This is a genomic window from Eubacteriales bacterium mix99, from assembly GCA_038396605.1.
Taxonomy (GTDB): domain Bacteria; phylum Bacillota; class Clostridia; order Caldicoprobacterales; family DTU083; genus UBA4874.
Genome location: CP121690.1, coordinates 420,553 through 446,601, shown reverse-complemented (window position 1 = coordinate 446,601; position 26,049 = coordinate 420,553). Strand labels below are relative to the sequence as shown.

Here is a 26,049-nt window from a genome sequence, read left to right as displayed (position 1 = left end):
TCTAAGGAATTATGGGATCCTATGCAACGGCGTGTCCGGATTTTCCTTCCGGAAATTTTCATCAGGGGACTTCAGGGAGAGCACAAAGTCAGACAGGACAGGGGTCGTCGGAAACTCGCTGCCGGATACGGGGTATCCTGTTTCATAGGGTGAGGGTCCGACGAAGGTACTTCTGGTTCCTTTCAGCCGGACCTGATCCTCCGATATCGTTACCATGGCATAAAGCGGATCCCGATAGGGCGCCGTCTTTTTAAGATAGGGATACTCCCGGTCGATTTCTTTGCTGTATCGGATATGGGAGTATTTCTCTCCCAGCCACATGTTGGAGATGCTGTTCACGTTGGCATAGCAGATCCCGCCGCGCAGGGTCACACCGTCGATATGACTGTGGCCGTTCATGCATAGAATGACACGTTTTTTGTCTTCATTGACCCTGTGGAACATCCTCCACACATCTTCCCGATTCTGTAACCCCATGTGCGAGTCCGACAGGGATGGGTGGGAAAAGACCACGGACGGCCATGGCGAAGCCATAATATCCTGTTCCAGCCAGGAAAGCTGCTCCGGAGGAAGAAACGGAAAACTTTCATTGGAATATTGGTAATGGTTGCAGTGCTGAAAGTGCAGGAACTTGCCGTCCTTTCCGCGCACATAATTGCAGTCCAGCACAATAAAATGATGATGCCCCCTGTCAAAGGAATAGAAAGCACGGCCGGCTCCCAGAAATTTCAGCGCCTGATCTCTGGTACAGATATCCATGTCATGATTGCCCAGCACATGATGGACAGGCTTTTTAAAGGAATGCAGCATGCGGATTGCCTCGCGCTTTTCATCATCCCGGTTACATTGGAAGGCCCTTGGATCTATCTTGTAGCCGGAAAGCTTTCCGTTTGTTTCCCGGTTCAGAAAGTCCCTGTCCGGATAGGAAAAGTCTCCGAGGTTTACAATAAAGTCCACATTGCAGCGCTCCGCCGCATTCAGAAAGGTTCTCAGCCGGAAAAGGGAGTCGTGCATAATATCCATGTGCAAGTCCGTAAAGACTCCAAACACAACGCTCCCTTCGCCGTTTTTTACTGTGCCGGATTTTTCATTATTTTCGTACATGATACTCCTCCTTGATCATTATAGAATTATACTACGGGTTCCATCCTGTTTCCATATTCTTTTTTGATCCGCTATTACGCCATTGCTTTATTACTCTGCTGATCTCTTTTTCCATTCACTATAATTTACGATGACTTTTTCAGCCATTGTCCATTCTCCTGGGTTTCGTAATTTGAAACAGGATGGTATAATCGAAAGGGGCGGAAGAAAAAAAGATGGGGGAGAGGTTCCTGTGAGGATCATGATAGAGGACGGCATGATTTATGACGGCAGCGGCGGAAAGGCTTACAACGGAGATATTCTGATCGAAAATGACCGGATTGCAGCAATCCGTGTCCGGCAGGGAATGCCTGCCGATCAAAATGAAGCTCATAAAAATACAATCGATACATACAATGAATGGAATCCCGACTGGGTGATGGATGCCGGCAAAAAAGCGGTGACGCCTGGTTTTATTGATTCTCACCGGCATTGCGACATTGCTGCCGTCTCGGATCCGGATTTCGGTAACCTGGAACTGGCGCAGGGGATTACGGCGGTTCTCGGCGGAAACTGCGGCATGTCGCCGTTTCCGTATACGAAGGATACCGGGCGGCAGATGCTGGATTTCATGGAACCGTGTCTCGGGAAAGCTCCGGAATGGATGAAGTTTTCCGGGTTTCCCGAATATATGAAAGCATTGGAGGATGCGAATCCGGTTCTTCATGTGGGGCAGATGATCGGAACCGGTGCCGTGAAGATTGCGGCAAAGGGATTTGAAAAGACACCTTTTACCCCATCGGAGATGGACCGGGCGAAGGGATATCTCCGGGAAGCACTGGAGGCCGGTGCTTTTGGCGTGTCTGCGGGGATCATGTATGTTCCGGAGTGCTATTCCACCACGGAAGAGTTTGCAGAACTGGTTCGGGAAGCGGCAAAAATGGGCCGGATTCTGACCTGCCATATCCGTGGGGAGGGGAACAGCCTGGTTTCTTCCGTTGAGGAAGTGCTGAAAATCGGCAGGGATGCAGAGATACCGGTGAACATCAGCCATTTCAAGGCAGTGGGCCTGAAAAACTGGCACAAAACCATATATCAGGCGATGGATAAAATTGAGAAAGCCAGAGCCGCCGGGCAGGATGTAACCGTGGATTTCTATCCCTATACCGGAGGATCCACCACTCTGATGACACTGCTTCCTCCCGGCATACAGGAACCGGACCTTCAGGATACCCTTCGCATGCTGGATACTCCCGGCGGCGCCGGGCGGTTGAAGCGGGAGATTTACCGGGAACACAAGGGCTGGGACAATATGGTTCTGGATATCGGCTGGGACCGGATCCGGATCAGCTCGGCCAATCGGGAGGAAGACAAGCCGTACGTGGGGAAAAGCATCCAGGAAGCCGCGCACGAACAAGGCTATGGGGATCCGGCAGATTTTATGTGCCGGCTGTTGGTGAAGGAACAGGGCAGAGTGGGGATTCTCCTCATGAGTATGGATCAAAGGGATGTGAATGCCATCGCGCAGCTGCCCTACTCCATGATTATCTCCGATTCTCTGTACGGCAATGTGGATTCACCCCATCCCAGGCTGTATGGCTCCTTTCCCAGAGTGATCCATGAACTGGTCCGGAACCGGAGAGTACTTCGTCTGGAAACGGCGATTCACAAAATGACGCAGATGACAGCGCAGCGTTTTCATATTGCCGGGCGGGGGACCCTGTCGGTGGGGAATTATGCGGACATCAATATTTTTGATTCGCAGAGGCTGAAGGACAGAGCGACCTATGAGAATCCGAAGCGTCCGGCGTCCGGACTGGATATGGCTTTTCTGGACGGCAGACTGGTCTGGAACGAAGGCAGGCAGATCGGTGCCTGCCATACAGGAGCCATGAGATATGGAGACGCAGGGTTTTGAGTCTGGCATGGCAGCAGGGCATATAGAAGGATAGCGATAAATAAGGCGGGGGCGTTATGGTACAATCGATTCAACAGTTTTTACTTCATCACGGGTTCTATGAGATATGGGCAAGGATTCTGGCCAATTTTGCAGCTGTCGTACTGATCCTGCTGGGCAGTACCTTTGTGTATTATGTTGTGAAGCGAATCCTTACCCGGATGGTCGAAGTGTATGGGAAATTTATTAAAAACAAATGGGGCAGTGCCCTTCGGAACGGGAAGCTCATTGTACTGCTTTCCAGGCTGGCAGCTGCGGTTGTCATTCATGTTTCGGCACCGGCATTTCCAAAGCAGCAGGGCTGGATCCAGCGGCTGGTGTTCTGCTTCATTCTATTCACGATTATCCGGATCCTGTTTACGCTGCTGGACGAGATTGAGAGGATCTATCGTTCCTTTTCCATCTCCAGGGAGAAACCGATCAAGGGGTTTCTTCAAATCGTGAAGATTGTTCTGTCCATATTGGCTGCCATTATCATTGTTTCGGCATTGATTGAGCGGTCTCCCTGGGCGCTGCTCAGCGGGATTGGCGTGTTTTCCGCCGTACTGATGCTGATTTTTCAGGACTCCATTCTGGGTTTCGTTGCAGGAGTGCAGCTTTCCGGGAACGATATGGTTCATGTGGGGGACTGGATCGAGGTGCCGAAATATAGCGCGGAAGGGGAAGTGGTGGACATTACCCTGAATACGGTGAAATTGAAGGGCGGGGATAAAACCGTTGTTATGATACCGACCCGCGCCATGGTAACCGATTCCTTCCGGAACTGGAGGGGTATGGTGGAATCCGGCGGACGGAAGATACAGAGCCCCATTTTCATCAATATGGACAGTATCGAATTTTGTAACGAAGAGATGCTGGACCGATTTGAAAAAATGGATTATTTAGAGGAGTACATCCGCGGTATCCGGCAGAAACGGGAGGCGGGAGGGGAAAGCCTCCGGATTTCCAATGTTGTAATCTTCCGGGAATATATCCAGGCTTATCTGAAACATCACCCTTCGCTGCGCGGGGATATGACCCGGATGGTGCGGCAGCTGGCTCCGTCCCAATACGGGCTTCCGGTGGAGATCTACTGCTTTGCCGATACCACGGACTGGGCAATCTGTGAGGAGATACAGGCAGATATTTTTGATCATGTCCTTGCTGTCCTGCCGCAGTTCGGTCTCCGGATTTTCCAGAGTCCGTCCGGTTCGGATATGAAAACTCCCCAGTCCGACGGCAGCGATACCACTGAATCGGGGAGATCCTGAAGATCTCTATTCTGAAGGGGTTTCCAATTCCATTCTGAAGGGGTTTTATTCTGTAGGGTTTCCTCCGTCTTCCTGCCGGTAGTCTTCCAGGAAAGAGCCGATGCGCCGGATGGCCATTTTCAGGTCTTCCTTTGCCGGCAGGAAAACCACCCGGAAATGATCCGGAGCCGGCCAGTTGAAACCGGTTCCCTGAACAAGAAGCACTTTCTTCTCCGACAGGAGATCCTTGATAAATTGCATATCGTCCGTTATATGAAACCTTTCGGTATCCACTTTGGGAAAAGCATAAAACGCGCCTTTTGGTTTCACGCAGGACAGGCCGGGAATGGCGTTCAGCATTTGATAAACGATATCCCGCTGCTCTCTCAGTCGTCCTCCCGGTACAATAAATTCCCGGATGCTTTGATAGCCGCCGAGAGCCGTCTGGATGGTGAACTGGGCCAGGGCGTTGCTGCAAAGACGCATGGATGCCAGCATATTGATGCCCTCAATGTAATCCGAGGCGCCGGACTTGTCCCCGCTCAGAACCATCCATCCGGCCCGGAACCCGGCGATCCGGTGGGATTTTGACAGCCCGTTGATGGTTACACAAAGCACCTCATCATCGATCAGGGATGCAGTGGATACATGTTTCTCATCGTCGTAAAGAATCCGGTCATAAATCTCATCCGAAAACAGGATCAGGTGATGTTCCACTGCCAGCCTCACAATTTCCTGAAGGACGGATTCAGGATAGTTTGCTCCTGTGGGGTTGTTGGGATTGATAATGACGATGCCCCTGGTCTGGGGAGTGATTTTCTTTTTCATGTCTTCAATATCGGGGTACCAGTCGGATTCCTCGTCGCACAGATAATGGACGGCAGTCCCGCCGGCCAGATTGACCGATGCGGTCCACAGCGGATAATCCGGCGCAGGCACCAGAATTTCATCTCCATGGTCCAGCAGGGCCTGCATGGACATAATAATCAGCTCGCTGGCGCCGTTTCCGATAAAGATATCATTTACCGATACATTTTCGATGTTTTTATGCTGACAGTACTGCATAACGGCCTTGCGTGCCGGGAAGATACCTTTGGAATCGGTATATCCCTGGGCATTCCGTACATTTGAAATCACATCCTGAATGATTTCGTCCGGGGCGTTCAATCCAAAGGGGGCCGGGTTGCCGATATTCAGCTTGAGAATATGGTAGCCTTCATCTTCCATACGTTTGGCTTCATCCATAACGGGACCCCGGATGTCATACAGGACATTGTCCAGCTTTGATGACTTTTTGATAACTGACATTTTCCAGCCTCCCAAATCCATTGAAAAGTAATGTATAAATTTTCATTCAGTATACATGAATTCCGGGGGAAAAGCAATGAAAATGCATCTCAGTCCTTTTGAAAAATCAGTCGGAAGAACCGGAGCGATCCGCTCAATACATGAATTTTGACAAGGGATCTTTTTGCTTCGGAAAGTCTGCATGCAAAAAGTGTCTGCGGCTGCATGGCCGGTTCCGGGGTGAACGTCCGGACCGTTTTGCTGTCCTGCGTGAAGCAAATCTGTGCAGGTTCCCTGCATAACAGCTCAACACGGACGGTGCAGCCTTCCGGTACTTCATTGATAGAATACGTTGCAAATTCTCCCTGCCGCATTTCCAGAGCCAGCAGATCCCATCCGCTGTCGAAGGCAAATCTTCGCGGAACGGGCTGCTTTTCTGCAGCAACAATTGCCATCCCGGTCCTTGTCTGATAATGATACAGATTGCCCTCAGTTCGGAAACCGCTGCAGGAAATACCCTTTCCGGGCACCAGGTTAAAGTCCGTGGCGCGTACGCTGCAGTCCGGCCGGCGAAAGACAGCATTCGTGACATCGGGATTCCACCTGCAGTGTGAAATACGGATATTCTGCAGAAATTCGTCCAGTATCTTTCTTGTCCGTTCGGTACCGGGATGCTTTGCTCCATGCGTATATTGAATGATTTCATCCCATCCTTCCGGTTTGTTCACTGAGCAGGGGGAATTTGTACAGTCCATTTTTTTCCATGGCCAGAGATTGAAACCGATTCCCAGGGAGCTGCACAGAGGATACATAGCAGTATACCATTCCAGAGTGTTTTCCCCTGTTTCTCCCAGCCATAGCGGCTGATCCAGCCGTTCGGAATACTCCAGAAAAGGCTGCAAGGCCTCCATGCCCGGTTTACAGGCATACCGATGGAAATGGATCACCATGTTCCCGTCGTATTTCTTAAAGAATATGGATGGATCGGTGGCCCATTGGGAACCTTCCATGGAAAGCATATGTCTGGTATCTGTTTTCCGGATTTCAGCAATCAGTTCCTCGTAGAATACGGATAGGGCGGGCGCCAGCGGATTCAATGCATATTCCCTGCCATGGACCGGCGACAGGGGCTCATTGAGCAGGTCATAACCGCCTACAATCCACCGGTCCCTGTAACGCCGGGCGATCTCTTTCCAAAGCTCCAGACATTTGGTTCTGCTGTCCTCATCGGTGAATAACCGGGGAATATCGTCAATGGAGTCATCAATGTTTGCGCCTGTCTGGCCGCCCGGAGCGCCGTGCAGGTCCAGAAATGCGTATAATTTGAATTCCTCACACCAATCCAGGCAGCGGTCGATCCGCGCAAAACCATCTTCCTTCCAGATACAGCCCGGGCCTTCCTCCATCAGGATCCTCCAGTTTATGGGAATTCTTACCGAATTGTAACCAAGATCCGCCATGAAGGCGATATCTTCCCGTGTCACATAATTTTCCCGGTATTGTTTCCAGAAAGCAGCTGCATAGTCCGGACCGGTCAGTTCCCGGATGACGGCTTCGATTCTTCTTGGCCGGTCAAAGCGGTTTCCGTCCCCCGCAAGCCACATATACCCTTCGGGCAATAACCAGTTTCCCAATCCCCAGCCGGTCAGCAGGATCCTGTCTCCGGATCCGTTTACAATTTTCTGCCCGCGGGTGTGCAGGAATCCTTTTACATTGGAGTTTTCTGCATGGGAAGGACAAATCTTTTCACTCATTTTGTCAGGGCCTCCTTTTTTGTATGCCGGATCTGCAGCCTTTGTGCTTTTCCTTCCGTAACGTTTCCACATCCCTGTAAAGGGGTGTGGCTGTTTCTGTGAAAATTCAGATATCCGGGGAAGCTGCATGATCCGAATGGTTCTTACCTGATTCTAACACAGGGCAAAGAATATCAAAAGAGTGCGGGACAAAGCGGGAAATAAGTATGGAGGAAAGCAAGACATTTGCCGGCGGTTCCGGAAAGAATGATTATAATCAATAGTTCTGTAAATATCTGCTTGCTTTTCCCCGGCGGACATCGTATACTGATATCTGGAAAGTGCATGGAAACTTGTTATCATTGCTTTATGAAAGTGTGTAAATTCTATTGAAAATTTCAAGGAAAAGGAGGAACCTGGAGATGAGGATGAACCGCATGAAGTTTCGAATGACAGGATGGACTGCTGATGTTTCTGCCGATACGTATGACAGTTCTGATGCCGGAATTCCTGCATACTCTTTTCCTTTCTCCATATGTTCCTGGATCGGATAATCTCTTACGATTGCCGGTTTTGCTTTTTGACAAGGAAAAGCCATGGGACTGCAGTGGAGAGCCCTGTGGCTTTTTGCAGAAAGATGTATGGGCAGCCATGCAACGATGCGCTGCCGTGAGAAATACCATTTCGCAGAAGCCATGGGAGGATCAGGCCCTGTGGCTTTTTTATGCTATAAAAGCCATCCACACAGATTAAAAACAGGAAGTGACAACTACATGAAAAACATGAAACTGCTGATGAGCTTTATGAAGGGGAGCCGTCTGCTGTATGTTGGATCCATTTTGTGTGTCGGGATATCCACCTTCCTCTCAATGATATCCCCGCTGATTGTTCGGTTTACCGTGGACTCCGTGATCGGAAAGGAACCAGCGGATCTGTCTGCCCGGATTGCCGGTCTTCTACGGTCCATCGGAGGCATGGACTATTTGAAACGCAATATGTGGATCTGCGCTTTGGTGCTGCTTGGCATCAATCTGATCAATGGCCTGTTTGTCTTTTTCAGGGGCAAATGGTCCGCCCGGGCTTCGGAGTCCATAGCGAAAAGTCTGCGGGACCGGCTGTACGGCCATTTGCAGAGCCTGGACTATGACTATCATGTCAAGGCGGAGACCGGGGATCTGATTCAGCGCTGCACCTCCGATATGGAGACCATCCGCCGTTTTCTGGCGGTGCAGCTGGTGGACGTGGGCCGTGCCCTGTTTATGCTGGTTATGGCGATTGCCATCATGCTTTCCATGAATGTACGCATGACCATTGTTTCCCTTGCCGTTGCTCCGGTTCTCTTTCTCTTTTCCTTCATCTTTTTCCGGATGGTTCAGAAAGCCTTTCTGCAGGCGGATGAATCCGAGGGAAGGTTGTCCAATACGATTCAGGAAAATCTGAACGGGGTGAGGGTCGTCCGGGCCTTTGGGCGTCAGGCCTATGAGAATGAAAAGTTTGATCAGAAAAATACGGAATACAGGGACTTGTCCTTTCGAGTTACGAATCTGATGGCCCTGTACTGGTCCCTGTCGGATCTGATTGCCATGCTGCAGATCGGCATTGTCGTTGTAATGGGCGTTTATTATACTGCGACAGGTTCCATTACACTGGGCACCTTTCTGGTGTTCAGTTCCTATGTGAATATGCTTCTCTGGCCCATACGCCAGATGGGCCGGATTTTGACCGACATGGGCAAAACCCTGGTGTCTGTGGGCCGGATCCAGGAGATCCTGGATGTTCCTTCAGAAAGTCAGGACCCGGGTTGCGGGAGGCCGTCCATTGCCGGGAATATCGTATTCCGGAATGTCAGTTTTGAATATGAAGGGGGACATCCGGTTCTGAAGGATCTTTCCTTTGAAGTGAAGAAAGGGGAAACGGTTGCCATTCTGGGCCCCACCGGTTCGGGGAAATCCTCCCTGGTTCATCTGCTGCAGAGGCTGTATGACTATAAAGGCGGATCCGTCACCATAGGCGGGGTGGAGCTGCGGAAGATTGACAGGAAGTGGCTGCGTCAGAAGGTGGGCATTGTTCTGCAGGAGCCGTTCCTGTTTTCCCGCACCATTAAGGAGAATATCGGCATTGCCAAGCGGAATGTCAGCGAAATGGAGATTTATGAAGCCAGCCGCATTGCTTCCGTTCATAAGGTGATCGAGGAATTTGACGACGGGTACGAAACCTTTGTGGGGGAAAAAGGCGTTACCCTGTCCGGCGGGCAGAAGCAGAGGGTGGCCATTGCAAGGACGTTGATCCAGGACAGCGATATCCTGATCTTTGACGATTCCCTCAGTGCGGTGGATACGGAGACCGACGCCGCGATCCGGAAGGAATTGAAGAAAAGAAGCAAGGATGTTACAACCTTTATCATATCCCACCGGATTGCAACCCTGTCTGAAGCAGACCGGATCCTGGTCCTGGACGACGGGCGGCTGATTCAGTCCGGCACCCATGAGGAATTAATTCATCAGCCCGGCCTGTATCAGCGGATCTGGTCCATACAGAACAGTCTGGAGAAGGATCTGCAGGACAACAGCCAGCTGGTTGGCTGAGAAAGGGTTTCGTACCCGGCACCTTCGTCCATGAACTCCGGCTGCGTTGGCCGATAAGTGGTCTGAGCCGAAGGGACTGAAGGATAGCGTGATTTGTTTCGACTTCGTATTTAAGAATAAGGAAGGTTCAGTGTATGAGTTATCCGGAAGAGCAGGAATATACCAAGGGACTTGACCTGGGGCTGTGGAGACAGCTCCTCCGTTATGCAAAATCCTATCGAAAACAGTTGATTGCCATTGCCTTTATTATGATCCTGACCGGCGGAATTGATGTCGTGTTTCCTCTGATGACCCGGTATGCCATTGATCATTTCATCATGCCGGGGAAACTGGAGGGCATGGGGAGGTACGCGGTTCTTTACGGCCTGTTGGTTGTCTGCCAGGCAGGGAATACCTGGATATTGATCCGCACGGCAGGAAAAGTGGAAAACGGTCTGGTTTATGATATCCGCAAAAGCGGATTTGAAAGATTGCAGGAATTGTCATTTTCCTATTATGACAAGACTCCGGTGGGCTGGATTATGGCCAGGATGACATCGGACTCCCAGCGCCTGGGGGAAACCATATCCTGGAGCCTTGTGGATCTGACCTGGGGTGTGACCATGATGCTGGGAATCGTCGTGGTCCTGCTGATGCTGAACTGGAAGCTGGCATTGATCACAATGTCCGTTGTCCCGTTCCTGGCGCTGGCCAGTGCCTATTTTCAGAAGAGAATCCTGAAGGGATACCGACAGGTCCGAAAGGTGAACTCCCGGATCACCGGAGCATTCAACGAGGGAATCCTGGGTGCCAGGACAACCAAGACCCTGGTCCGGGAAGAGCGAAACCTGGAAGAATTTGAAGGCCTGACCGGGGAAATGCGGGGCGCTTCCATCCGGGTCGCGATTTTTTCCTCCATCTTTTATCCCATTGTATCAGCACTGGGTGGAATCGGAACGGCCCTGGCACTCTGGATCGGCGGCGGAATGGTGATCCATTCTGCCATCAGCTTCGGAACGCTTGCAAGTTTTATTACCTATACCATCCAGTTTTTTGAGCCCATCGGCAATATTGCCCGTATTTTTGCCGAGCTCCAGTCCGCCCAGGCATCGGCGGAGCGGGTCTTATCCATGATTAATACCCCGCTGGAAATCGAGGACCGTCCGGATGTGCTGCAAACCTACGGGGATGCGTTTCATCCGATTCGGGAGAACTGGGAGCCCATCAAAGGGGATGTGATATTTCGGAATGTCAGCTTTTCCTACCAGGGCGGCGAAACCGTACTGGAGAATTTCAATCTGCAGGTAAAGGCAGGGGAGACCATTGCGCTGGTGGGAGAGACCGGTTCGGGGAAAAGCACCATTGTAAACCTGATCTGCCGGTTCTATGAGCCCACGAAAGGTGAAATCCTGATAGACGGGGTGGATTACCGGGACCGGTCGCAGCTCTGGCTGCAGTCCAACCTGGGCTATGTGCTGCAGTCCCCGCATCTGTTCAGTGGAACCGTGAAGGAGAATATCCGTTACGGAAGACTGGAGGCAACGGACGAAGAAGTTCGGGAGGCGGCCCGGCTGGTCAACGCGAACGGTTTTATCGAAAAACTGGAAAAAGGATACGATACGGAAGTCGGGGAAGGGGGCAACCGGCTGTCCACCGGTCAGAAGCAGCTGATATCCTTTGCCCGGGCCATCGTGGCGAATCCCAGGCTGTTTGTGCTGGATGAAGCGACTTCTTCCATCGATACGGAGACGGAACAGATCATTCAGAAAGCGATTCAGAATGTGCTGGAAGGCAGGACCAGCTTCATCATTGCCCACAGGTTGTCCACTATCCGTACTGCCGACCGCATCCTGGTGGTTGTAGACGGGAAAGTGACGGAAGAAGGGAATCATCGGCAGCTGCTTGCCCAAAATGGCTATTACTATCGGCTGTATACCAATCAGTTCATGGAGGAAGAAGGAGACCGAATCATCAACGAATGACGATAAAAATGCGGAAGACCATCCCGGAAATGGGGTACGGTTCTTCCGCATCTTTTTTATGGGAGGATGGATGGAATAAGATCTGCCCACCATTGAAATCATCGACTTCTCAGCATGTCTGTTCATGGGACGTCTTGACGATGATTTTACGGATACTGTCTTCCGACAGATGATATCGGCTGACCAGTTCTTCAATTTTTGCTCCGTTGGTATACCGGTGGTATATTTCATGGTTCCTTTTTCTTAATTCGGACCGTGTGCCGTTGTTTTCTCCCCATCCGGCACGGGCAGTACCTTCTTTCGGTATATAGACCAACTCACCCTGTATATACTTTTGCAGTTCCCGGAGCAATTCACGGGGAAGGACATCCCTCCCGTTTTTGTAACCCAATGATCATTCCCTCCTTGAAATAAGACACCGTATTCGAAGAACCAACTGAAGTTTCTGTCATCTGGGTCCCCTCCTTCCTTATTTTCTGAAATTCCCTTAAAAAAGGGTGCAAAAAACCCCGCGGAACCATCCACGGGGCAGGAAATAAAAAACACGATTTCAACCATTCGTGTTTGTGCTGACAAAAAAATTATCCGTGATCAATAGATGATGGTTGCAAAGATACGACTTCAAAGGCATCAAAAAACGACCCTGAAGTCCAATATTCAGTTCAGAAGCATAGGCCCTCCAGCTCATTTTTTGCGTTGATCATTTTATCCTGCACTCCTTTCTGCTGAATTTTTCTTTTTATCTCAACCTTTAATAAAATTATATAGTAAAATATCCCACCCTGTCAATAGGGATTTACAAAGGCCTGAATCTAGAATTTTAGACAAAGGGTATCGCCTGTACTACAGGCGATACCCTTTTTTGCCCATTTTACAGATTGACTTGGTATATACAGCAAAACAGATGTAATTCTATCATGACAAATTCCACGAAATGAGATAAGATAAGGTTTGGCAGGATCCTTATATACAGAAGGAAGGGTTACTTTTCCCTCTGCGCCATTATTTTTAGAAAAGGGGGAGGGCTTTCCATGAATGTATCCACATCCATAAATGTAATGTTCGGACAGGGTCCGGTGGCCTCACAGATGAAGCGTATATACGATGCAGGCTTTCGGCATATGGATATCAACTTTAACGACTGGGTGGATCAGAAGACCGGCAACGGTTATTTTCCCTGCTCCGAAGAGCAGTGGCAGGACTGGGTGCAGTCCATCCGGAAGTTTTCAAAACAATATGGTGTTGTACTCAATCAGGCACATGGTCCCCTGTTCAATATTTTTGCAGAGGGCGAACGCGGTGACCACCTGAGGGAAATGTGCGGACCAACATTGAAAGCCGCTGCGGAACTGGGGATTCCATGGGTTGTTTATCATGCAGGCACCGCAGAAGGGGATTTTTCGTCTCCGGAGCATGTGCGCAATCTGAAGGCAGAGAACCATCGCTTTTTTGATCCGCTGGTGAATTTGGCGGAAAAGCTTGGCGCAGGCATTGCCATTGAGAATATGTCTGATAAATTCAGCCGGAATCACAGAGGGGTTTACTGCGCCCATACCGGGGATCTTGTTGATTTGGTGGACAGTTTTGGCAGCAAACAGGTTGGCATCTGCTGGGATACCGGTCATGCCAATCTGCAGGGGGTCAATCAGCGCAAAGAGCTGAACAGGCTGGGCAGCCGGCTGAAAGTCCTGCATGTTCAGGACAGCGACGGGAAAACCGATCAGCATACCGCTCCCTTTTACGGAAACATCGACTGGGATCAGCTGCTGGCCGGGCTGCGGGATATCGGATATGCCGGGGAGCTGACCTTTGAAGCGCACATGTTGATTCGAAAGGTACCGATCAGCTGTCAGAATGTCGCACTTCAGCTGCTGTATCAACTGGGATGCGAACTGAAACGGCGCTTTGATGCCCTGCCGGTCGCATAAAGGAGGAGACCTTTGAAGATTCATATTATTCGGCATGGTGATCCGGATTATAGAAACGATGCACTTACCGAACTGGGAGAAGAGGAAGCAAAAAAGCTTTCGGATTATATGCGTTTGCTTCCGGTCACCCGGCTCTTTTCTTCTCCCATGGGCCGGGCCAGGAAAACTGCAGAATATACTTCCAGGGCTCTTGGGATGGAAGTGGAGACCCTTCCCTGGATTCACGAGGCAGGCGCATTTATGACCAGACCGCAATATACGGGGCTGGATGTTCCGGTGATTGCCTGGAATCTGCCCAGACACAAGATAGATGAGCTGGAACATCTTGGGGAGGATTGGGTTTTCTCCAACTGGTTTTCCCATCCGGACGCGGAGGATTACCTCTTCAATCTGCAAGACGGCATGAACCGGTTTTTGCGGAACTATGGGATCCGAAAGGAACAGGATGCTTTTTATGGGACAGGCCATGTTTCCCGGGAGGAAATCGCTGTTTTCTGCCATTATGGTTCCGGATTGACGGCAATCTCCTATCTTTTGGGAGTTTCGGTTCCGTTTCTCTGGAGAAGTGTCTGGCTTCCGCCTTCCAGTGTCACGACGGTTCTGGCGGAAGAGCAGCAGGACAATCGGATCAATTTCCGGATTACCGGGCTGGGTTCCTCCACTCATTTGTTTCACAGGGAGTATGTTCAGAACACCAGCGGGCTGATGTACAATACCCGCTGAAAGACCAGGCCGAAGGGAAAATAAGCCAGATAAAAGCGGATAAAATGAGAAATGCGAAAAAGCTTACGAAGAAGCCCGGGAGACAACATAAAACAGGGAGGTTGACCCTCCCTGTTCCGGTCTGCTAAAGGGCAGACCACCTTCCCAACATAATCAAATCAGACCATCTCCTTTCCGTTGGTATGATGGACCGACTTGCCTCGCCGGTCATTTTTATTTTACCGAATCCGTGAGGGGAATGCAAAGGGAAGAACAGATAAAACGGTTCTTTCCCAACGGTTTCATAAGAAAACCGGTCATGGAGCGAGGATGGCAGGAGGGAGAGGATAGAGCAGGGGGCATGCAGGAATTCCGCTGTCCCATATCGAATGACATGGAGGGGATAACGGGCTGCTCTCATCCATAAAGGCCATTCCATAACGGGGGACCAGCCGCACAATACAGATTGAACAAAATGAAAGGATGAAGAAAATGGCGTTTCTGCAATGTGACTTTTTTTCCGAGGTTCTTGGACTTTCCTGTTCCATGAACGTGATCCTGCCGCAGCAGACCAACAATCAGATCGGCATGGAGAGCCGGGCGGCCGGCAAAAAGCATCCCACTTTGTACTTGCTGCACGGACTGTCTGACGATCACACCACCTGGATGCGAAGGACTTCCATCGAACGATATGTCGCTTCTTTGGGGCTGGCTGTCGTGATGCCTGCCGTCCACCGGAGCTTTTACACCGATATGGCAAGGGGATATCGGTACTGGACCTTTATCAGCGAAGAGCTGCCGGCTATCTGCCGTTCTTTTTTTCCTCTGTCCGACAAGCGGGAGGACAATTTTGTCGCCGGACTTTCCATGGGCGGCTATGGTGCCTTTAAACTGGCTTTGGCCTGCCCGGATCAGTTTGCTGCCGGTGCCAGCCTGTCCGGTGCAGTGGGCACGGGCGTTCTGGAGGACTCAAAGCGCAATCCGGAGCTTGAAAATATTTTTGGTGATCTGGATCAGATCAGGGGCAGTGAGAATGATTTGTTCCATCTGGCAGAGCAGGTTTCCAAATCCAACGGTCCGAAGCCCAAACTGTTCCAGTGTGTCGGCACGGAGGATTTCCTGCATCAGGACAACATTGAGTTCAGGAAATATGTGGAGGGCCTTGGCCTGGATTTAACCTACGAGGAAGGCCCCGGGACTCATGAATGGGGGTATTGGAACAAAATGATACAGAAGGTGCTGGCCTGGCTTCCCCTGAAAGGCACGGGAGACTGAGCCCATGCGCATTCTGCATACGTCGGACTGGCATCTGGGAAGGACATTGGAAAATATCTCGCGGCTTCCTGAGCAGCAGGACTTTGTGGATACCCTTTGCCGTCTGGTAAAGGAGGAAAAGATCGATCTGGTGCTGATTGCAGGGGATATCTTTGATACCTATAATCCGTCCGCAGCAGCGGAAGAACTGTTTTACGATGCAATGGAGCGGCTGAACGACAGCGGGAAGCGGGCGGTGATCGCCATTGCCGGCAATCATGACAACCCGGAGCGTCTTTGCGCCGCCAGTCCCCTGACCTACCGAAACGGCATTTTCCTGCTGGGATATCCGGCCAGCGATGCCGGCGCGTATTCTTCCGGGAACGGAGAGATCCGGATTCTCCGGTCCGGTCCCGGGTGGCTGGAGCTGCGGGTGCCCGGCTGTTCCTGCTCTGCGGTGGTCCTTACCATGCCATATCCTTCCGAGTCCCGGCTGGAACAGGTATTGTCCGATGAAGCAAAGGAAGAAACCCTTGGCAGGGCCTACTCAGACAAGATTGCCGGCGTTTTTCAAAAGCTCAGCAGTCATTTCCGGGCCGATACGGTGAATCTGGTCATGGCGCACCTTTTTATGGCAGGCGGAAAGGAATCGGAATCGGAGCGCACCATTCAGGTCGGCGGAGCCATGACGGTTCATCCGTCAGCCTTGCCGGCTCATGCCCATTTTGCCGCGCTGGGGCATCTGCATCGTCCGCAGCAGATCAAGGCTGCTCCCTGTCCGGCCTATTATTCCGGTTCTCCGCTGGCCTACAGCTTTTCCGAATCGGATTATGCCAAAGCCCTCTATATTGTGGATGCGGAGCCCGGGGAACCTGCCGATATCCGTACGGTTTACCCGGATTGCGGCAAGCCTCTGCGCAGGTGGAGGGCTAAGGAAGGCGTGGAACAGGCAATACGCTGGTGTGAAGAGGGCCGCGATCCCAACGCCTGGGTCGATCTGGAGATTGTGACAGGTCGGATCCTGACGGAGGAGGAACAAAAGCGGATGAGGAAGCTGCATCCGGGGATCATCAACATCCGTCCCGTGTTTCCGTCGTCTGCCGGACAATTCGTGGAGCCGGAAAACCGGGAGAACAAAAAGATTGATGAATTGTTCCGGGATTATTACCGGTATCGGACCGGCACGGAGATCCGGGAGGATCTGATGACGGCTTTTCTGAATGTCCTGAACGAAAAGGAAGAGGATCCGGGGATTACGGAAACCGACGGCGATATGGAAAAGGAGATTCAGGAGATTTTGTCCAGGGAGGAGCCCGGACTTCAGGAGGCTGCTGCCGGAGCGGAGGAAACGGAAGAACCTGTGGAGACATCGGGATCCATGGAAACATCCGGAGAGAAGGAACCGGACAGCGGCGTAAAGACGGATGAAAAGGCGGACTGGTCGGACCGTATGGAAAAGAACGTGCCGGACTCCATGAAGGAGGAAAGGGGGAACAGACATGAGGCCAATCCGGCTGGAGATTGAAGGACTGCAGAGCTTTCGGGAGAAGCAGGCCATTGATTTCACAACCCTGAGCGAGACCGGCTTATTCGGTATTTTTGGCCCGACAGGCAGCGGCAAATCCACCATACTGGATGCCGTCACCTTCGCTCTGTACGGCAGGGTGGAGCGGGCCTACAGGGGGACACAGGGAATTATTCATGCCAATATGAATCATGTCCGTGTATCCTTTACATTTGGGCTGAAGAAGGGCAGCCGGGAGAAAGTGTATCGCGCGGAGCGGATGTATCGGCGGAAAAAGGATACAGCATCCTGTGAGCCCCGGATTGCCCGGCTGATAGAAGTAAATGAGACCGGGGAGATTCCTCTTTCGGATAAGGCGACGGACGTAACCGCCAGGGTGGAGGAATTGATCGGCCTGAACCACGATGACTTTGTACGGGCGGTGGTTTTGCCTCAGAATCGGTTTCAGGAATTCCTGATGCTGGACACTTCAAAACGGCGGGAAATGCTGGAGCGGATCTTTTATCTGGAGGAGTACGGGCAGCAGCTGACCGATCGGATAAGAAAAAAGGCGGATCATCTGGGTAAAAAACTGGATCATGTCCGGGGGATCCTGTCCGAATTGGGGGATGCTTCCGATGAAGCCGTGGAGGAAGCCAACCGGCGGGTGGATGCCGCACAGGCCGATCAGGAAAAGGCGAGCCGGATCCTAAAGGCTGCGGAAGCGGAATACCAGAGTGCAAAGGAACTCTGGCAGCTGATGCAGGATGCGGAGCTCCTGGACAGGCAGGAGCAGGCCCATGCAGTCCGGAAGGAACCAATGGCTGCAAAAGAGGCAGCCCTTCAGAAAGCCATTCAGGCAGAAGGCCTGGTGGGGATGATCCAAAAGCATCGCAGAACCGCTGCCCTTTTGAAGAAAGCCCAAAAGGAACTGGACCAGGCGGAAGCTTTGCTTCCCGCCACGGCTGCGGAAATGGACAAAATCCGCAAGCGGCAGGAGAAGGTCCGGGCCGAAGCGGAGGAGCGGCGTCCACAGCTGATGGAAGCCCGTACCCGGCTGACGGATGCTCTTTCCCTGCTGGACTCCATAGAAGAGGATACCAGGAAGCTGAAAGGGATCATTGAGAAGAAAAAAGGTCTGGACAGCAGGATTCAGGAAATGGATCGGCAAATCCGGCGGAAAAAGCAGGAATGGCAGCGGACAGACCATAGATGGAACGAAATCCGCGAGGAAATGAATTCCCTTACCGTGGATCCGGATTACCGGCAGGCCATGCAGGCCGGCGCCTCCCTTCAGGCTGAGCTTCAGACGGCAGAACGGGAATTTCACAGGAGTACGGAAAAAAGGGAACGGCTGGCGGACCGGATTGGGAAGCTGAAGCAGCAGGAGGCAGAGCGTCTGGAACAGCTGGAAAGCGAAAAGAAGGAAATCCGGCGCCTGATGGAAAAAGAGGAAAAGCAGAAGAAGGCAAAGCCGGGGGACCGGGATGTCTGCATGGAGCAAACCCGGAAGCTGAACCGCCTGCAGTCCCTGTGCGTTGAGCTGAAACGGGAAGCGGAGGATATGGCTTCCCTTCAGGGAAAAGAAAAGAAACTGCTGGAGGACAGGGAAAAGGCCGTCCGGAAGAGGGAAAAAGCAGCGGCGCAGCAGAAAGAGGCTGCAGAAGAGACAGAAAGGTGCAGAGCCCGGGCAGAAGAACAGGAAAAGGTTTTGAGACAACATTCCGCCTGGATGCTTTCTGGAAATCTGAAGGAGGGCGAGCCCTGTCCGGTCTGTGGGTCCCTTCATCATCCGCAGGTTGCCGGAACGGCCGGCAGGGCGGATATCGCAGCCGCGGAGCAGGAGGCAGCAGCTGCCGGGGATCGGGTCCGCGCCGCGGAAGATAAAGTGCATGCCAGGGAAAGGGATCTGCTGATTGCAGAGGAACAGATCCGCAGCCTGGAGAATACGCAGAAGCAGATTCAGGACGAAAAATCCGGCGCAAGGGACCGCTATTGCAGAAAGGCGGCGGATTTGCCGGAACGGCTCCGGCATTGCAGGCCGGATTCGCTTCAGGAGGATATCCGGGCGGAATGGAAACGGGTGGAGGAAACGCTGCAGTCCATCGATGCCTGGGAGACATCCTGCCGAAAGCTTCAGAATGTCATCCAGAAGGGGAAGGAAGTTTTATCAAAACGAAGTTCCGCTGCAGAGTCCATTGCCGCACAGCGAAAAGTGAATGAGGAAAACCTTTCCCAGGCGGAGGAAGAGTGCAGGGAGGCATCCCGGAAATGGGAGGAGAAAAAGACAGCCTTTGCGGAGTTCCTGCAGACCCGGCCGGGTAAAAGCCCCTCGGAGGAGCTGAAGAGAATTGCCGATCAGGACCGGAAGTTCCGCAGCCGGTCCCGGGAAGCGGATCAATTGCAGAAGACCGTGCGGGAGAGCCGGGAAATTCTGGATCAATGGACGGAGGAGCACAGCGGGCTGGAAAAGCAGGCAGAAGCACTGGAGCTGGAACGGGAAAACAGGGAGCAGTCCGTTTCCGGGAGGAAGGATAAGATTCGGCAGGTTTCCCCCGATGGGCGGATCCGGGAGGGAATCCAGCGGATCAACAAACAGCTGGACGCTTTTATCCGGGAGGAAAAGCAATGCCGGGAAAAGCAGGAGTCCCTTCAGAGCCTGTATCAGGAGCAGGTTGCCGGACAAAACGCCCTGAGGAACCAAAAGGAAATCCACGCCCATGATTATGACAAGGAAGAGGCGGAATTAAAGGACGCAAGAGCAGAGAAAGGCTTTTCTGACGACCGGGAAGCCGAAAAGGCAGCTCTTCCTGAAGAGAGCCGGAAGAAGCTGGAGGAAGAATGCAGGGAGTACCGGAAGGAAACGGATAACCTTCAGGCGCAGCGCCGGGTACTGGAGAGCCGGAGGAAAGGCCGGGTTCTCACGGAAGAGCAATGGAACGGGATTGCCGGACGGTATCAGCAGGCCGTGAAACAGGATCAGTCCGATTCCGCACGCTATGAAGTGGAAAAGCTCAGAAAGCAGGATCTGATGCAGAAACACCGGCGTTGGATTGCCTGGAATGGGGTTCAGGAGAAGCTTTCAGAGAAGCTGGGACTGCTGGAACAGATTCAGAAGCTGTTGAAAGGCGATAAGGGAAAAGACAACAGCTTTGTGGACTATGTTGCGGAGGAACGGCTGCGTTATGTGGCAGCGGAGGCATCTGAGATTCTTGGCCATATTACCCGGTATAAATATGCCCTGGAGCTGGATGTTAATGAAGGATTCCGGATTCGGGACAATGGCAACGGCGGAATCTCCAGAATGGTGACTTCGCTGTCCGGAGGAGAAATTTTCCTGACCTCCCTGTCCCTTGCCCTGGCTTTGTCCGAACAGATCCAGCTGAAAGGGCAGAGTCCCCTGGAATTTTTCTTTCTGGATGAAGGCTTCGGAGCTTTGGATAAACAACTGCTGGATATGGTAATGGACTCTTTGGAACGGCTCAGCACAAAGGAAAGGGTGATCGGGCTCATCAGCCATGTTTCGGAGCTGCAGGACCGCATTTCCAGACGCCTGATTGTGGATCCGCCCTCTTCTCAGGGAGAAGGAAGCCGGGTGCGGATCGTAAAGGCTTAAACACCTTAAAGGGATTGCAAACGTCTGTCCGGCAGGGGACAGCAACGTTTCGGAAATTTTGAAAAATAAATGATTGCTTTTATGTGAAAAGTTTATCAATAATGGGGGAGAGTTTTTCCCATTATCGGGATGCCTTTTTACGGGTTGGTCATTGGAGGAGTGGATGCGGGAAAGACAAAGATAAGGCGGATAGAGACAGAGCGCAGAAACAAGGCAGAACAAACAGAACAAACAAGACAAAAGAGACGGACAGAAAACGAAGGGAGACTGATAAATGATGGACAAGGTATGTTGGATTGATTTTGACACAATGGAACAATTTATGGTGGATGTATTTCGGGGGGTCGGCGTTCCGGAGCAGGATGCCAAAACCTGTGCGCAGGTGCTGATCACTTCGGACAAAAGAGGAATTGATTCCCACGGCACCGGACGGCTGAAGCCCATTTATGTGGACCGGATCAACGAAGGGATCATCAATCCGGTCACGAAGGTGGATGTGGTAAAGGAAGGCCCCACCACAGCAGTACTGGACGGCAACAACGGAATGGGTCAGGTCATAGGAACGAAAGCCATGGGAATGGCCATCGATAAGGCAGAAAAATATGGAATGGGTATGGTGGCGGTACGGAATTCCAATCATTACGGGATTGCCGGCTATTATGCATTAATGGCTGCGGAAAAGGGTATGATTGGAATGACCGGTACCAATGCCAGACCATCCATTGCACCGACCTTCGGTACGGAAAACATGCTGGGTACCAATCCACTTACCTTTGGGATGCCGACCGATGAAGCGTTTCCGTTTGTGCTGGACTGCGCCACTTCCATTGCCCAGAGAGGGAAAATCGAAGTCTATTCCCGGCAGGGAAAGCAGCTGCCGGAAGGATGGGTCATCGGGAAGGATGGCAAGCCCCGGACGGATACGGAGCAGGTACTGAAGGATCTGGTGACAGGCGGAGCGGCGCTGGCGCCACTTGGCGGCATAGGAGAAGATCTGGCAGGCTACAAGGGTTACGGTTATGCCACGGTGGTGGAGATTCTGTCTGCGGCTCTTCAGGGCGGCAGATTCCTGAAGGCATTGTCCGGTATGGATCATGGCAAAAAGGTTCAGTATCATCTGGGACATTTCTTCCTTGCCATCAACGTGGAGGCATTCATTTCCCTGGAGGAATTCAGGAAGACCACCGGAGATATCCTGAGAGAGCTGCGGGCATCCAGGAAGGCGCCGGGCGAGGAACGGATTTACACAGCCGGGGAGAAAGAATATCTGGCCTGGCAGTTCCGGAAGGATAAGGGAGTTCCGGTGAATGTGTCCCTGCAGAAGGATCTCATTGCGCTGAAAAAGGATCTGAACCTGACCCAATATCATTTTGAATTTGAGTAAGGAGTTCATAGGATGAAAAGTTTTGAAAAATAAGCTCTGCAATGTAATACAGGATTAGAATAAAAGATATAATAAGACAGGAGATACCCATTGATCCGGAACCTTTTCCCCCGGAAAACAAGGTGCTTTTGTTGAATGATTTGTGCTTATTCAGGGCGAGTGCCCCGTTATTCGGAGGATAAAGAGTGAAAAGTATGGAGAAGTTGATTGATCGAAAGAGCCCGCTGCTTTTTTCACACCGGGGTGGAGCCGGGCTTTTCCCGGAAAATACAATATTGGCCTATCGGCAGTCTGTGGAGCAGTTTCACGCGGATATGGTGGAATTGGACATCCACATGTCCGCGGACGGGGAGCTGGTCGTGATTCATGACAATACGGTGGACCGTACGACCAACGGCACCGGAACGGTCCGGGACATGCCATTGAAGGAGATCCGGAAACTGGATGCCGGCTGGCGGTTTACCGCCGACGGAGGGAAAACCTACCCCTATCGGGGAAAGGGAATCACCATTCCCACTCTGCGGGAAGTTTTTTCGGCTCTGAAAGACTATGAGGTCGGCATCAACATTGAGATCAAGAAGCATTACCGGAATATTGAGAACAAATTGTACAACCTGATTACCGGCTTCCATATGGCGGACCGGGTGATCGTTGTCTCCGGGCACCGTTCCGTGATGAAGCGGTTTCGGAAGATCAACAGAAGAGGCATTGTGACGGCGGCGGATGCCGTGGAGGGTGTAAAGGTTTATCTGTTGCAGAAAATGCATATGGGTCATCTTTACCGGCCCATGGGGGAAGCCCTCCAGGTGCCTTTTCGATTCAAGGGTATGGTACAGGTTGCAACCGAATCCCTGGTGTCGCTATGCAGGGAAAACGGAATCAGGCTGCATGTATGGACCATCAATGACGGCTACACAATGAAAAAGCTTCTGGACTGGAAGGTGGACGGCATCATTACAGATTATCCGGATCGGTTGTATCAGCTGTTTCGGGAATACGGATATAAGTAAGATAAGGTTTCGCACCGGCCTTTTCCGGTTATTAGTATCATGTTGAGAGTCTCTGGCGGCCGGAGAGCCACGGGATATAAAAAGTTGAGGAGGTCTTTTTCAGTGAAGATATTGGTATTGTTTTATTCAGCTTACGGACATGTGTACCAGATGGCGGAAGCCGTTGCGGAAGGCGCCCGGCAGGTGGAAGGTGCGGAAGTAACCATTAAGCAGGTTCCGGAAACTCTTCCGCAGGAAGTGCAGGAAAAAACCGGGATCGCACAGGCTCATAAGGCGTTTGCCCATATCCCGGTTGCCAAACCGGAGGAACTGGCGGATTACGATGCCATTCTTTTCGGAGCGCCGACCCGGTTCGGTATGATTGCCTCCCAGATGAAAGCTTTCCTGGATGGAACGGGAGGTCTTTGGGCCAAAAGGGCCCTGGTGGACAAGATCGGCAGCGTATTTACCAGTACCGGTACCCAGCATGGCGGGCAGGAAGCCACCATATTGAGCATGCATACGGTGCTGCTGAATCATGGCATGCTGATTGCCGGCCTTCCCTATGCCTTTGAGGGCCAGAGCCGGATGGATGAGATTACCGGGTGCTCCCCCTATGGTGCATCCACCATTGCAGGCGGGGACAGCAGCCGGATTCCCAGTGAAAATGAGCTGGATGGCGCCCGCTATCAGGGAAAGCGCGTGGCGCAGCTGGCAAGGAAACTGGCAGATTAGGATTTCAGCCGGGAGCCGGAACGAGGTTTCAGCCGAAACAAAATTGTCCGGTATAAAGTTTGGGAATAAAGATTTTGTACGAAGCAAACGTGCCGGTGGTACGGAAGATTTTTATACGGCATAAAAGTTGGAATAAAGGAAATATGGAAAATGGCAGGGAATGATTTTCGTTTCCTGCCATTTTTGAAATCTTCTTTTTTATTTTTGGATCCTTTTGCAGTCCCATATCACAGGTTGGGATGATATGATATAATAATGGGTAAAGAAAAAAAGAGACCATCCGAAAGAAAAAACCAGGGCGAAAGGGTGATACCATGGATAAGGAAAGACTGAAAAAACAAATTGATTTTATCGTGGAAATCGACAAGGCAAAGCATATTCTGCGGCGGACCGTTTTAATGGATAAATCCAGAAGGGAAAACGATGCCGAGCATTCCTGGCATCTTGCGGTTATGGCTATTTTACTGAAAGAGTATGCAGCGGAGGATGTGGATCTGGAAAAAGTCCTGAAGATGGTATTGGTACACGACCTTGTTGAAATTGATGCGGGGGATACTTACTGCTATGATGCAGAGGCCAATCTGGATAAACGGGACCGGGAGCTGTGCGCTGCGGACCGGCTCTTTGCCATTCTTCCGGAGGATCAGGAAAAGGAAGTCCGTGGCCTGTGGGAGGAGTTTGAAGACTGCACCACTCCGGAAGCGGAGTTTGCTGCTTCCCTGGATCGCTTCCAGCCCTTCCTTCATAACTTATATACGGATGGGCACACATGGAAGAACGGGGTGACCAGCGGCATGGTGCGGGACCGCATGGCGGAAGTGCGCTGCGGTGCCCCGGAGCTGTGGGAGATCGCCGACCGGAAAATAGATGAATGTGTGGAGAGAGGAATTTTGAAGGAATAGAACACTTTTTTGCCCTTTCTTTTGCCAGTTTCATGAAATTATAGATATCCTTCGTGGTTGGTGCTATAATATTTATAATTGTTTTGGGGGTGTAAGGTTTGAAAAAAATCAGACTAGGTATCATTTTTGGGGGGAAATCCCCGGAGCATGAGGTTTCCCTGCAGTCTGCAAAGAATATACTTTCTGCATTGGATCAGGAAAAATACGAACCCATTCTGATTGGAATAGACAAAACCGGGCGATGGTATCGGTTTGACAGCTCCGAGGCCCTTCTGAGCGGCGACCCGGGAAAGATTCCTCTGAGTTCATCAGGTGAGGAACTGGCTTTGGTGCCCGGAGTGGACAGCAGTCAGTTGATTCATCTTGCTGACCGAAGCAATCCGGGACAGATCGATGTGGCGTTTCCGGTCCTGCATGGCACATACGGGGAGGACGGCACGGTGCAGGGCATGTTGAAGCTAGCCAATATTCCGTTTGTCGGCGCATCCGTATTGGGTTCTGCGGTGGGCATGGACAAGGATGTTACAAAAAGGCTGTTGAAGTCGGATGGGATCCCCGTTGCAGATTTCAGGGCCTTTGGCTACGGAGAGCAGAAGGACGTTGATTTTGAAGAGATATCCGAAAAACTGGGAATGCCTGTGTTTGTCAAGCCTGCCAATATGGGATCTTCCGTCGGCGTCAGCAAAGCTTACGACCGTAAGGGACTGAAAGAGGCCATTCAAAAAGCATTCCGATACGATACAAAAATCATCATTGAGGAGAATATCAGCGGGCGGGAGTTGGAATGCTCTGTATTGGGCAATGAAAATCCCATTGCCTCACTGCCCGGTGAGATTTTGCCCCGGATGGAGTTTTATACCTATGAGGCAAAGTATATGGATGAAAACGGGGCCGCCCTGGAGATCCCGGCCAGGCTCTCCGGGCAGGAAACGGAACGGGTCCGGGAGTGTGCCCTCAGGGCCTACCGGTCTCTGTGCTGCGAGGGAATGGCCAGGGTGGATCTGTTCCGAAAGGAAAATGGGGAAATTGTGGTAAATGAAATCAATACCATTCCGGGCTTTACCAGGATCAGCATGTATCCCAAGCTCTGGGAAGTAAGCGGCCTGTCCTACGGCGAATTGATTGACCGGCTGATCGGACTTGCCCTGGAGCGCTTTAAAAGGGAACAGGCGCTGAAAACAAATGTAGAAATATAAAGGT

Annotated in this window: 19 protein-coding genes; 15 read left to right on the top strand and 4 right to left on the bottom strand. The window is 51.6% G+C overall.

Translation table 11 applies throughout. The annotated features are described in order from the left end of the window. Positions 1 to 9: 9 nt before the first annotated feature. Complete coding sequence (locus tag QBE55_01845; GenBank protein WZL78934.1) at positions 10 to 1,104, bottom strand: metallophosphoesterase; 1,095 nt, start codon at positions 1,102 to 1,104, stop codon at positions 10 to 12. A 241-nt stretch (positions 1,105 to 1,345) separates the two neighbouring features. Between QBE55_01845 and QBE55_01840 the strand changes: the two genes are divergently transcribed. Further along, positions 1,346 to 3,001 carry an amidohydrolase family protein gene (locus QBE55_01840; protein ID WZL79840.1) on the top strand — a complete coding sequence of 552 codons (1,656 nt, stop codon included), beginning with the start codon at positions 1,346 to 1,348 and terminating at the stop codon, positions 2,999 to 3,001. A 56-nt stretch (positions 3,002 to 3,057) separates the two neighbouring features. Continuing rightward, positions 3,058 to 4,290, top strand: coding sequence for a mechanosensitive ion channel family protein (locus tag QBE55_01835; GenBank protein ID WZL78933.1), 1,233 nt, complete (start codon positions 3,058 to 3,060; stop codon positions 4,288 to 4,290). 45 nt (positions 4,291 to 4,335) lie between these two features. Here QBE55_01835 and QBE55_01830 read toward each other — a convergent pair whose 3' ends face one another. Continuing rightward, positions 4,336 to 5,577 carry a pyridoxal phosphate-dependent aminotransferase gene (locus QBE55_01830; protein ID WZL78932.1) on the bottom strand — a complete coding sequence of 414 codons (1,242 nt, stop codon included), beginning with the start codon at positions 5,575 to 5,577 and terminating at the stop codon, positions 4,336 to 4,338. An 89-nt stretch (positions 5,578 to 5,666) separates the two neighbouring features. Further along, on the bottom strand, positions 5,667 to 7,310 hold the full coding sequence (locus tag QBE55_01825) for a cellulase family glycosylhydrolase (protein ID WZL78931.1): 1,644 nt from the start codon (positions 7,308 to 7,310) through the stop codon (positions 5,667 to 5,669). 447 nt (positions 7,311 to 7,757) lie between these two features. On the opposite strand from QBE55_01825, the gene QBE55_01820 reads away from it, so the two are divergent. The 3 genes from QBE55_01820 to QBE55_01810 all read left to right on the top strand — a co-directional run bounded on the left by QBE55_01820 (position 7,758) and on the right by QBE55_01810 (position 11,835). Further along, on the top strand, positions 7,758 to 8,042 hold the full coding sequence (locus QBE55_01820) for a hypothetical protein (GenBank protein WZL78930.1): 285 nt from the start codon (positions 7,758 to 7,760) through the stop codon (positions 8,040 to 8,042). A gap of 20 nt (positions 8,043 to 8,062) precedes the next feature. Next, complete coding sequence (locus tag QBE55_01815) at positions 8,063 to 9,874, top strand: ABC transporter ATP-binding protein (protein ID WZL78929.1); 1,812 nt, start codon at positions 8,063 to 8,065, stop codon at positions 9,872 to 9,874. Between the two features lie 134 nt (positions 9,875 to 10,008). Then, positions 10,009 to 11,835: an ABC transporter ATP-binding protein gene (locus QBE55_01810; protein WZL78928.1), complete on the top strand. Its 1,827-nt coding sequence runs from the start codon at positions 10,009 to 10,011 to the stop codon at positions 11,833 to 11,835. Between the two features lie 109 nt (positions 11,836 to 11,944). Here QBE55_01810 and QBE55_01805 read toward each other — a convergent pair whose 3' ends face one another. Then, positions 11,945 to 12,226 carry a CD3324 family protein gene (locus tag QBE55_01805; GenBank protein WZL78927.1) on the bottom strand — a complete coding sequence of 94 codons (282 nt, stop codon included), beginning with the start codon at positions 12,224 to 12,226 and terminating at the stop codon, positions 11,945 to 11,947. Positions 12,227 to 12,866: 640 nt separating this feature from the next. Here QBE55_01805 and QBE55_01800 point away from each other — a divergent pair. The 10 genes from QBE55_01800 to ddlA all read left to right on the top strand — a co-directional run bounded on the left by QBE55_01800 (position 12,867) and on the right by ddlA (position 26,045). Further along, positions 12,867 to 13,763, top strand: coding sequence for a sugar phosphate isomerase/epimerase (locus QBE55_01800; protein WZL78926.1), 897 nt, complete (start codon positions 12,867 to 12,869; stop codon positions 13,761 to 13,763). A gap of 12 nt (positions 13,764 to 13,775) precedes the next feature. Beyond that, positions 13,776 to 14,486 carry a phosphoglycerate mutase family protein gene (locus tag QBE55_01795; protein ID WZL78925.1) on the top strand — a complete coding sequence of 237 codons (711 nt, stop codon included), beginning with the start codon at positions 13,776 to 13,778 and terminating at the stop codon, positions 14,484 to 14,486. Positions 14,487 to 14,957: 471 nt separating this feature from the next. Beyond that, positions 14,958 to 15,740, top strand: coding sequence for an alpha/beta hydrolase family protein (locus QBE55_01790; GenBank protein ID WZL78924.1), 783 nt, complete (start codon positions 14,958 to 14,960; stop codon positions 15,738 to 15,740). Positions 15,741 to 15,744: 4 nt separating this feature from the next. Beyond that, positions 15,745 to 17,244 (top strand): exonuclease SbcCD subunit D, encoded by a 1,500-nt coding sequence (locus tag QBE55_01785; GenBank protein WZL78923.1) that lies wholly within the window; start codon positions 15,745 to 15,747, stop codon positions 17,242 to 17,244. Further along, complete coding sequence (locus QBE55_01780) at positions 17,219 to 20,839, top strand: AAA family ATPase (GenBank protein ID WZL78922.1); 3,621 nt, start codon at positions 17,219 to 17,221, stop codon at positions 20,837 to 20,839. The genes QBE55_01785 and QBE55_01780 overlap by 26 nt, the downstream gene beginning before the upstream one ends. A 274-nt stretch (positions 20,840 to 21,113) precedes the next feature. Further along, positions 21,114 to 22,223: an Ldh family oxidoreductase gene (locus QBE55_01775; protein ID WZL78921.1), complete on the top strand. Its 1,110-nt coding sequence runs from the start codon at positions 21,114 to 21,116 to the stop codon at positions 22,221 to 22,223. A 194-nt stretch (positions 22,224 to 22,417) separates the two neighbouring features. Further along, the gene (locus QBE55_01770; GenBank protein ID WZL79839.1) at positions 22,418 to 23,233 is read left to right on the top strand and encodes a glycerophosphodiester phosphodiesterase; all 816 of its coding nucleotides are present in this window, start codon (positions 22,418 to 22,420) and stop codon (positions 23,231 to 23,233) included. 150 nt (positions 23,234 to 23,383) lie between these two features. Further along, positions 23,384 to 23,947, top strand: coding sequence for an NAD(P)H:quinone oxidoreductase (gene wrbA / locus QBE55_01765; GenBank protein ID WZL79838.1), 564 nt, complete (start codon positions 23,384 to 23,386; stop codon positions 23,945 to 23,947). A 314-nt stretch (positions 23,948 to 24,261) separates the two neighbouring features. Continuing rightward, complete coding sequence (locus tag QBE55_01760) at positions 24,262 to 24,849, top strand: HD domain-containing protein (protein ID WZL78920.1); 588 nt, start codon at positions 24,262 to 24,264, stop codon at positions 24,847 to 24,849. A gap of 98 nt (positions 24,850 to 24,947) precedes the next feature. Next, a complete protein-coding gene (ddlA, locus tag QBE55_01755; GenBank protein ID WZL78919.1) occupies positions 24,948 to 26,045 on the top strand; it encodes a D-alanine--D-alanine ligase in 1,098 nt (365 codons plus the stop codon). Positions 26,046 to 26,049: the final 4 nt, after the last annotated feature.

Coding starts and splice junctions, on each gene's coding strand:
- QBE55_01845 (WZL78934.1), bottom strand. CDS start 1,104: ATGTACGAAAATAATGAAAAATCCGGCACAGTAAAAAACGGCGAAGGG.
- QBE55_01840 (WZL79840.1), top strand. CDS start 1,346: ATGATAGAGGACGGCATGATTTATGACGGCAGCGGCGGAAAGGCTTAC.
- QBE55_01835 (WZL78933.1), top strand. CDS start 3,058: ATGGTACAATCGATTCAACAGTTTTTACTTCATCACGGGTTCTATGAG.
- QBE55_01830 (WZL78932.1), bottom strand. CDS start 5,577: ATGTCAGTTATCAAAAAGTCATCAAAGCTGGACAATGTCCTGTATGAC.
- QBE55_01825 (WZL78931.1), bottom strand. CDS start 7,310: ATGAGTGAAAAGATTTGTCCTTCCCATGCAGAAAACTCCAATGTAAAA.
- QBE55_01820 (WZL78930.1), top strand. CDS start 7,758: ATGTTTCTGCCGATACGTATGACAGTTCTGATGCCGGAATTCCTGCAT.
- QBE55_01815 (WZL78929.1), top strand. CDS start 8,063: ATGAAAAACATGAAACTGCTGATGAGCTTTATGAAGGGGAGCCGTCTG.
- QBE55_01810 (WZL78928.1), top strand. CDS start 10,009: ATGAGTTATCCGGAAGAGCAGGAATATACCAAGGGACTTGACCTGGGG.
- QBE55_01800 (WZL78926.1), top strand. CDS start 12,867: ATGAATGTATCCACATCCATAAATGTAATGTTCGGACAGGGTCCGGTG.
- QBE55_01790 (WZL78924.1), top strand. CDS start 14,958: ATGGCGTTTCTGCAATGTGACTTTTTTTCCGAGGTTCTTGGACTTTCC.
- QBE55_01785 (WZL78923.1), top strand. CDS start 15,745: ATGCGCATTCTGCATACGTCGGACTGGCATCTGGGAAGGACATTGGAA.
- QBE55_01780 (WZL78922.1), top strand. CDS start 17,219: ATGAGGCCAATCCGGCTGGAGATTGAAGGACTGCAGAGCTTTCGGGAG.
- QBE55_01775 (WZL78921.1), top strand. CDS start 21,114: ATGATGGACAAGGTATGTTGGATTGATTTTGACACAATGGAACAATTT.
- QBE55_01770 (WZL79839.1), top strand. CDS start 22,418: ATGGAGAAGTTGATTGATCGAAAGAGCCCGCTGCTTTTTTCACACCGG.
- wrbA (WZL79838.1), top strand. CDS start 23,384: ATGGCGGAAGCCGTTGCGGAAGGCGCCCGGCAGGTGGAAGGTGCGGAA.
- QBE55_01760 (WZL78920.1), top strand. CDS start 24,262: ATGGATAAGGAAAGACTGAAAAAACAAATTGATTTTATCGTGGAAATC.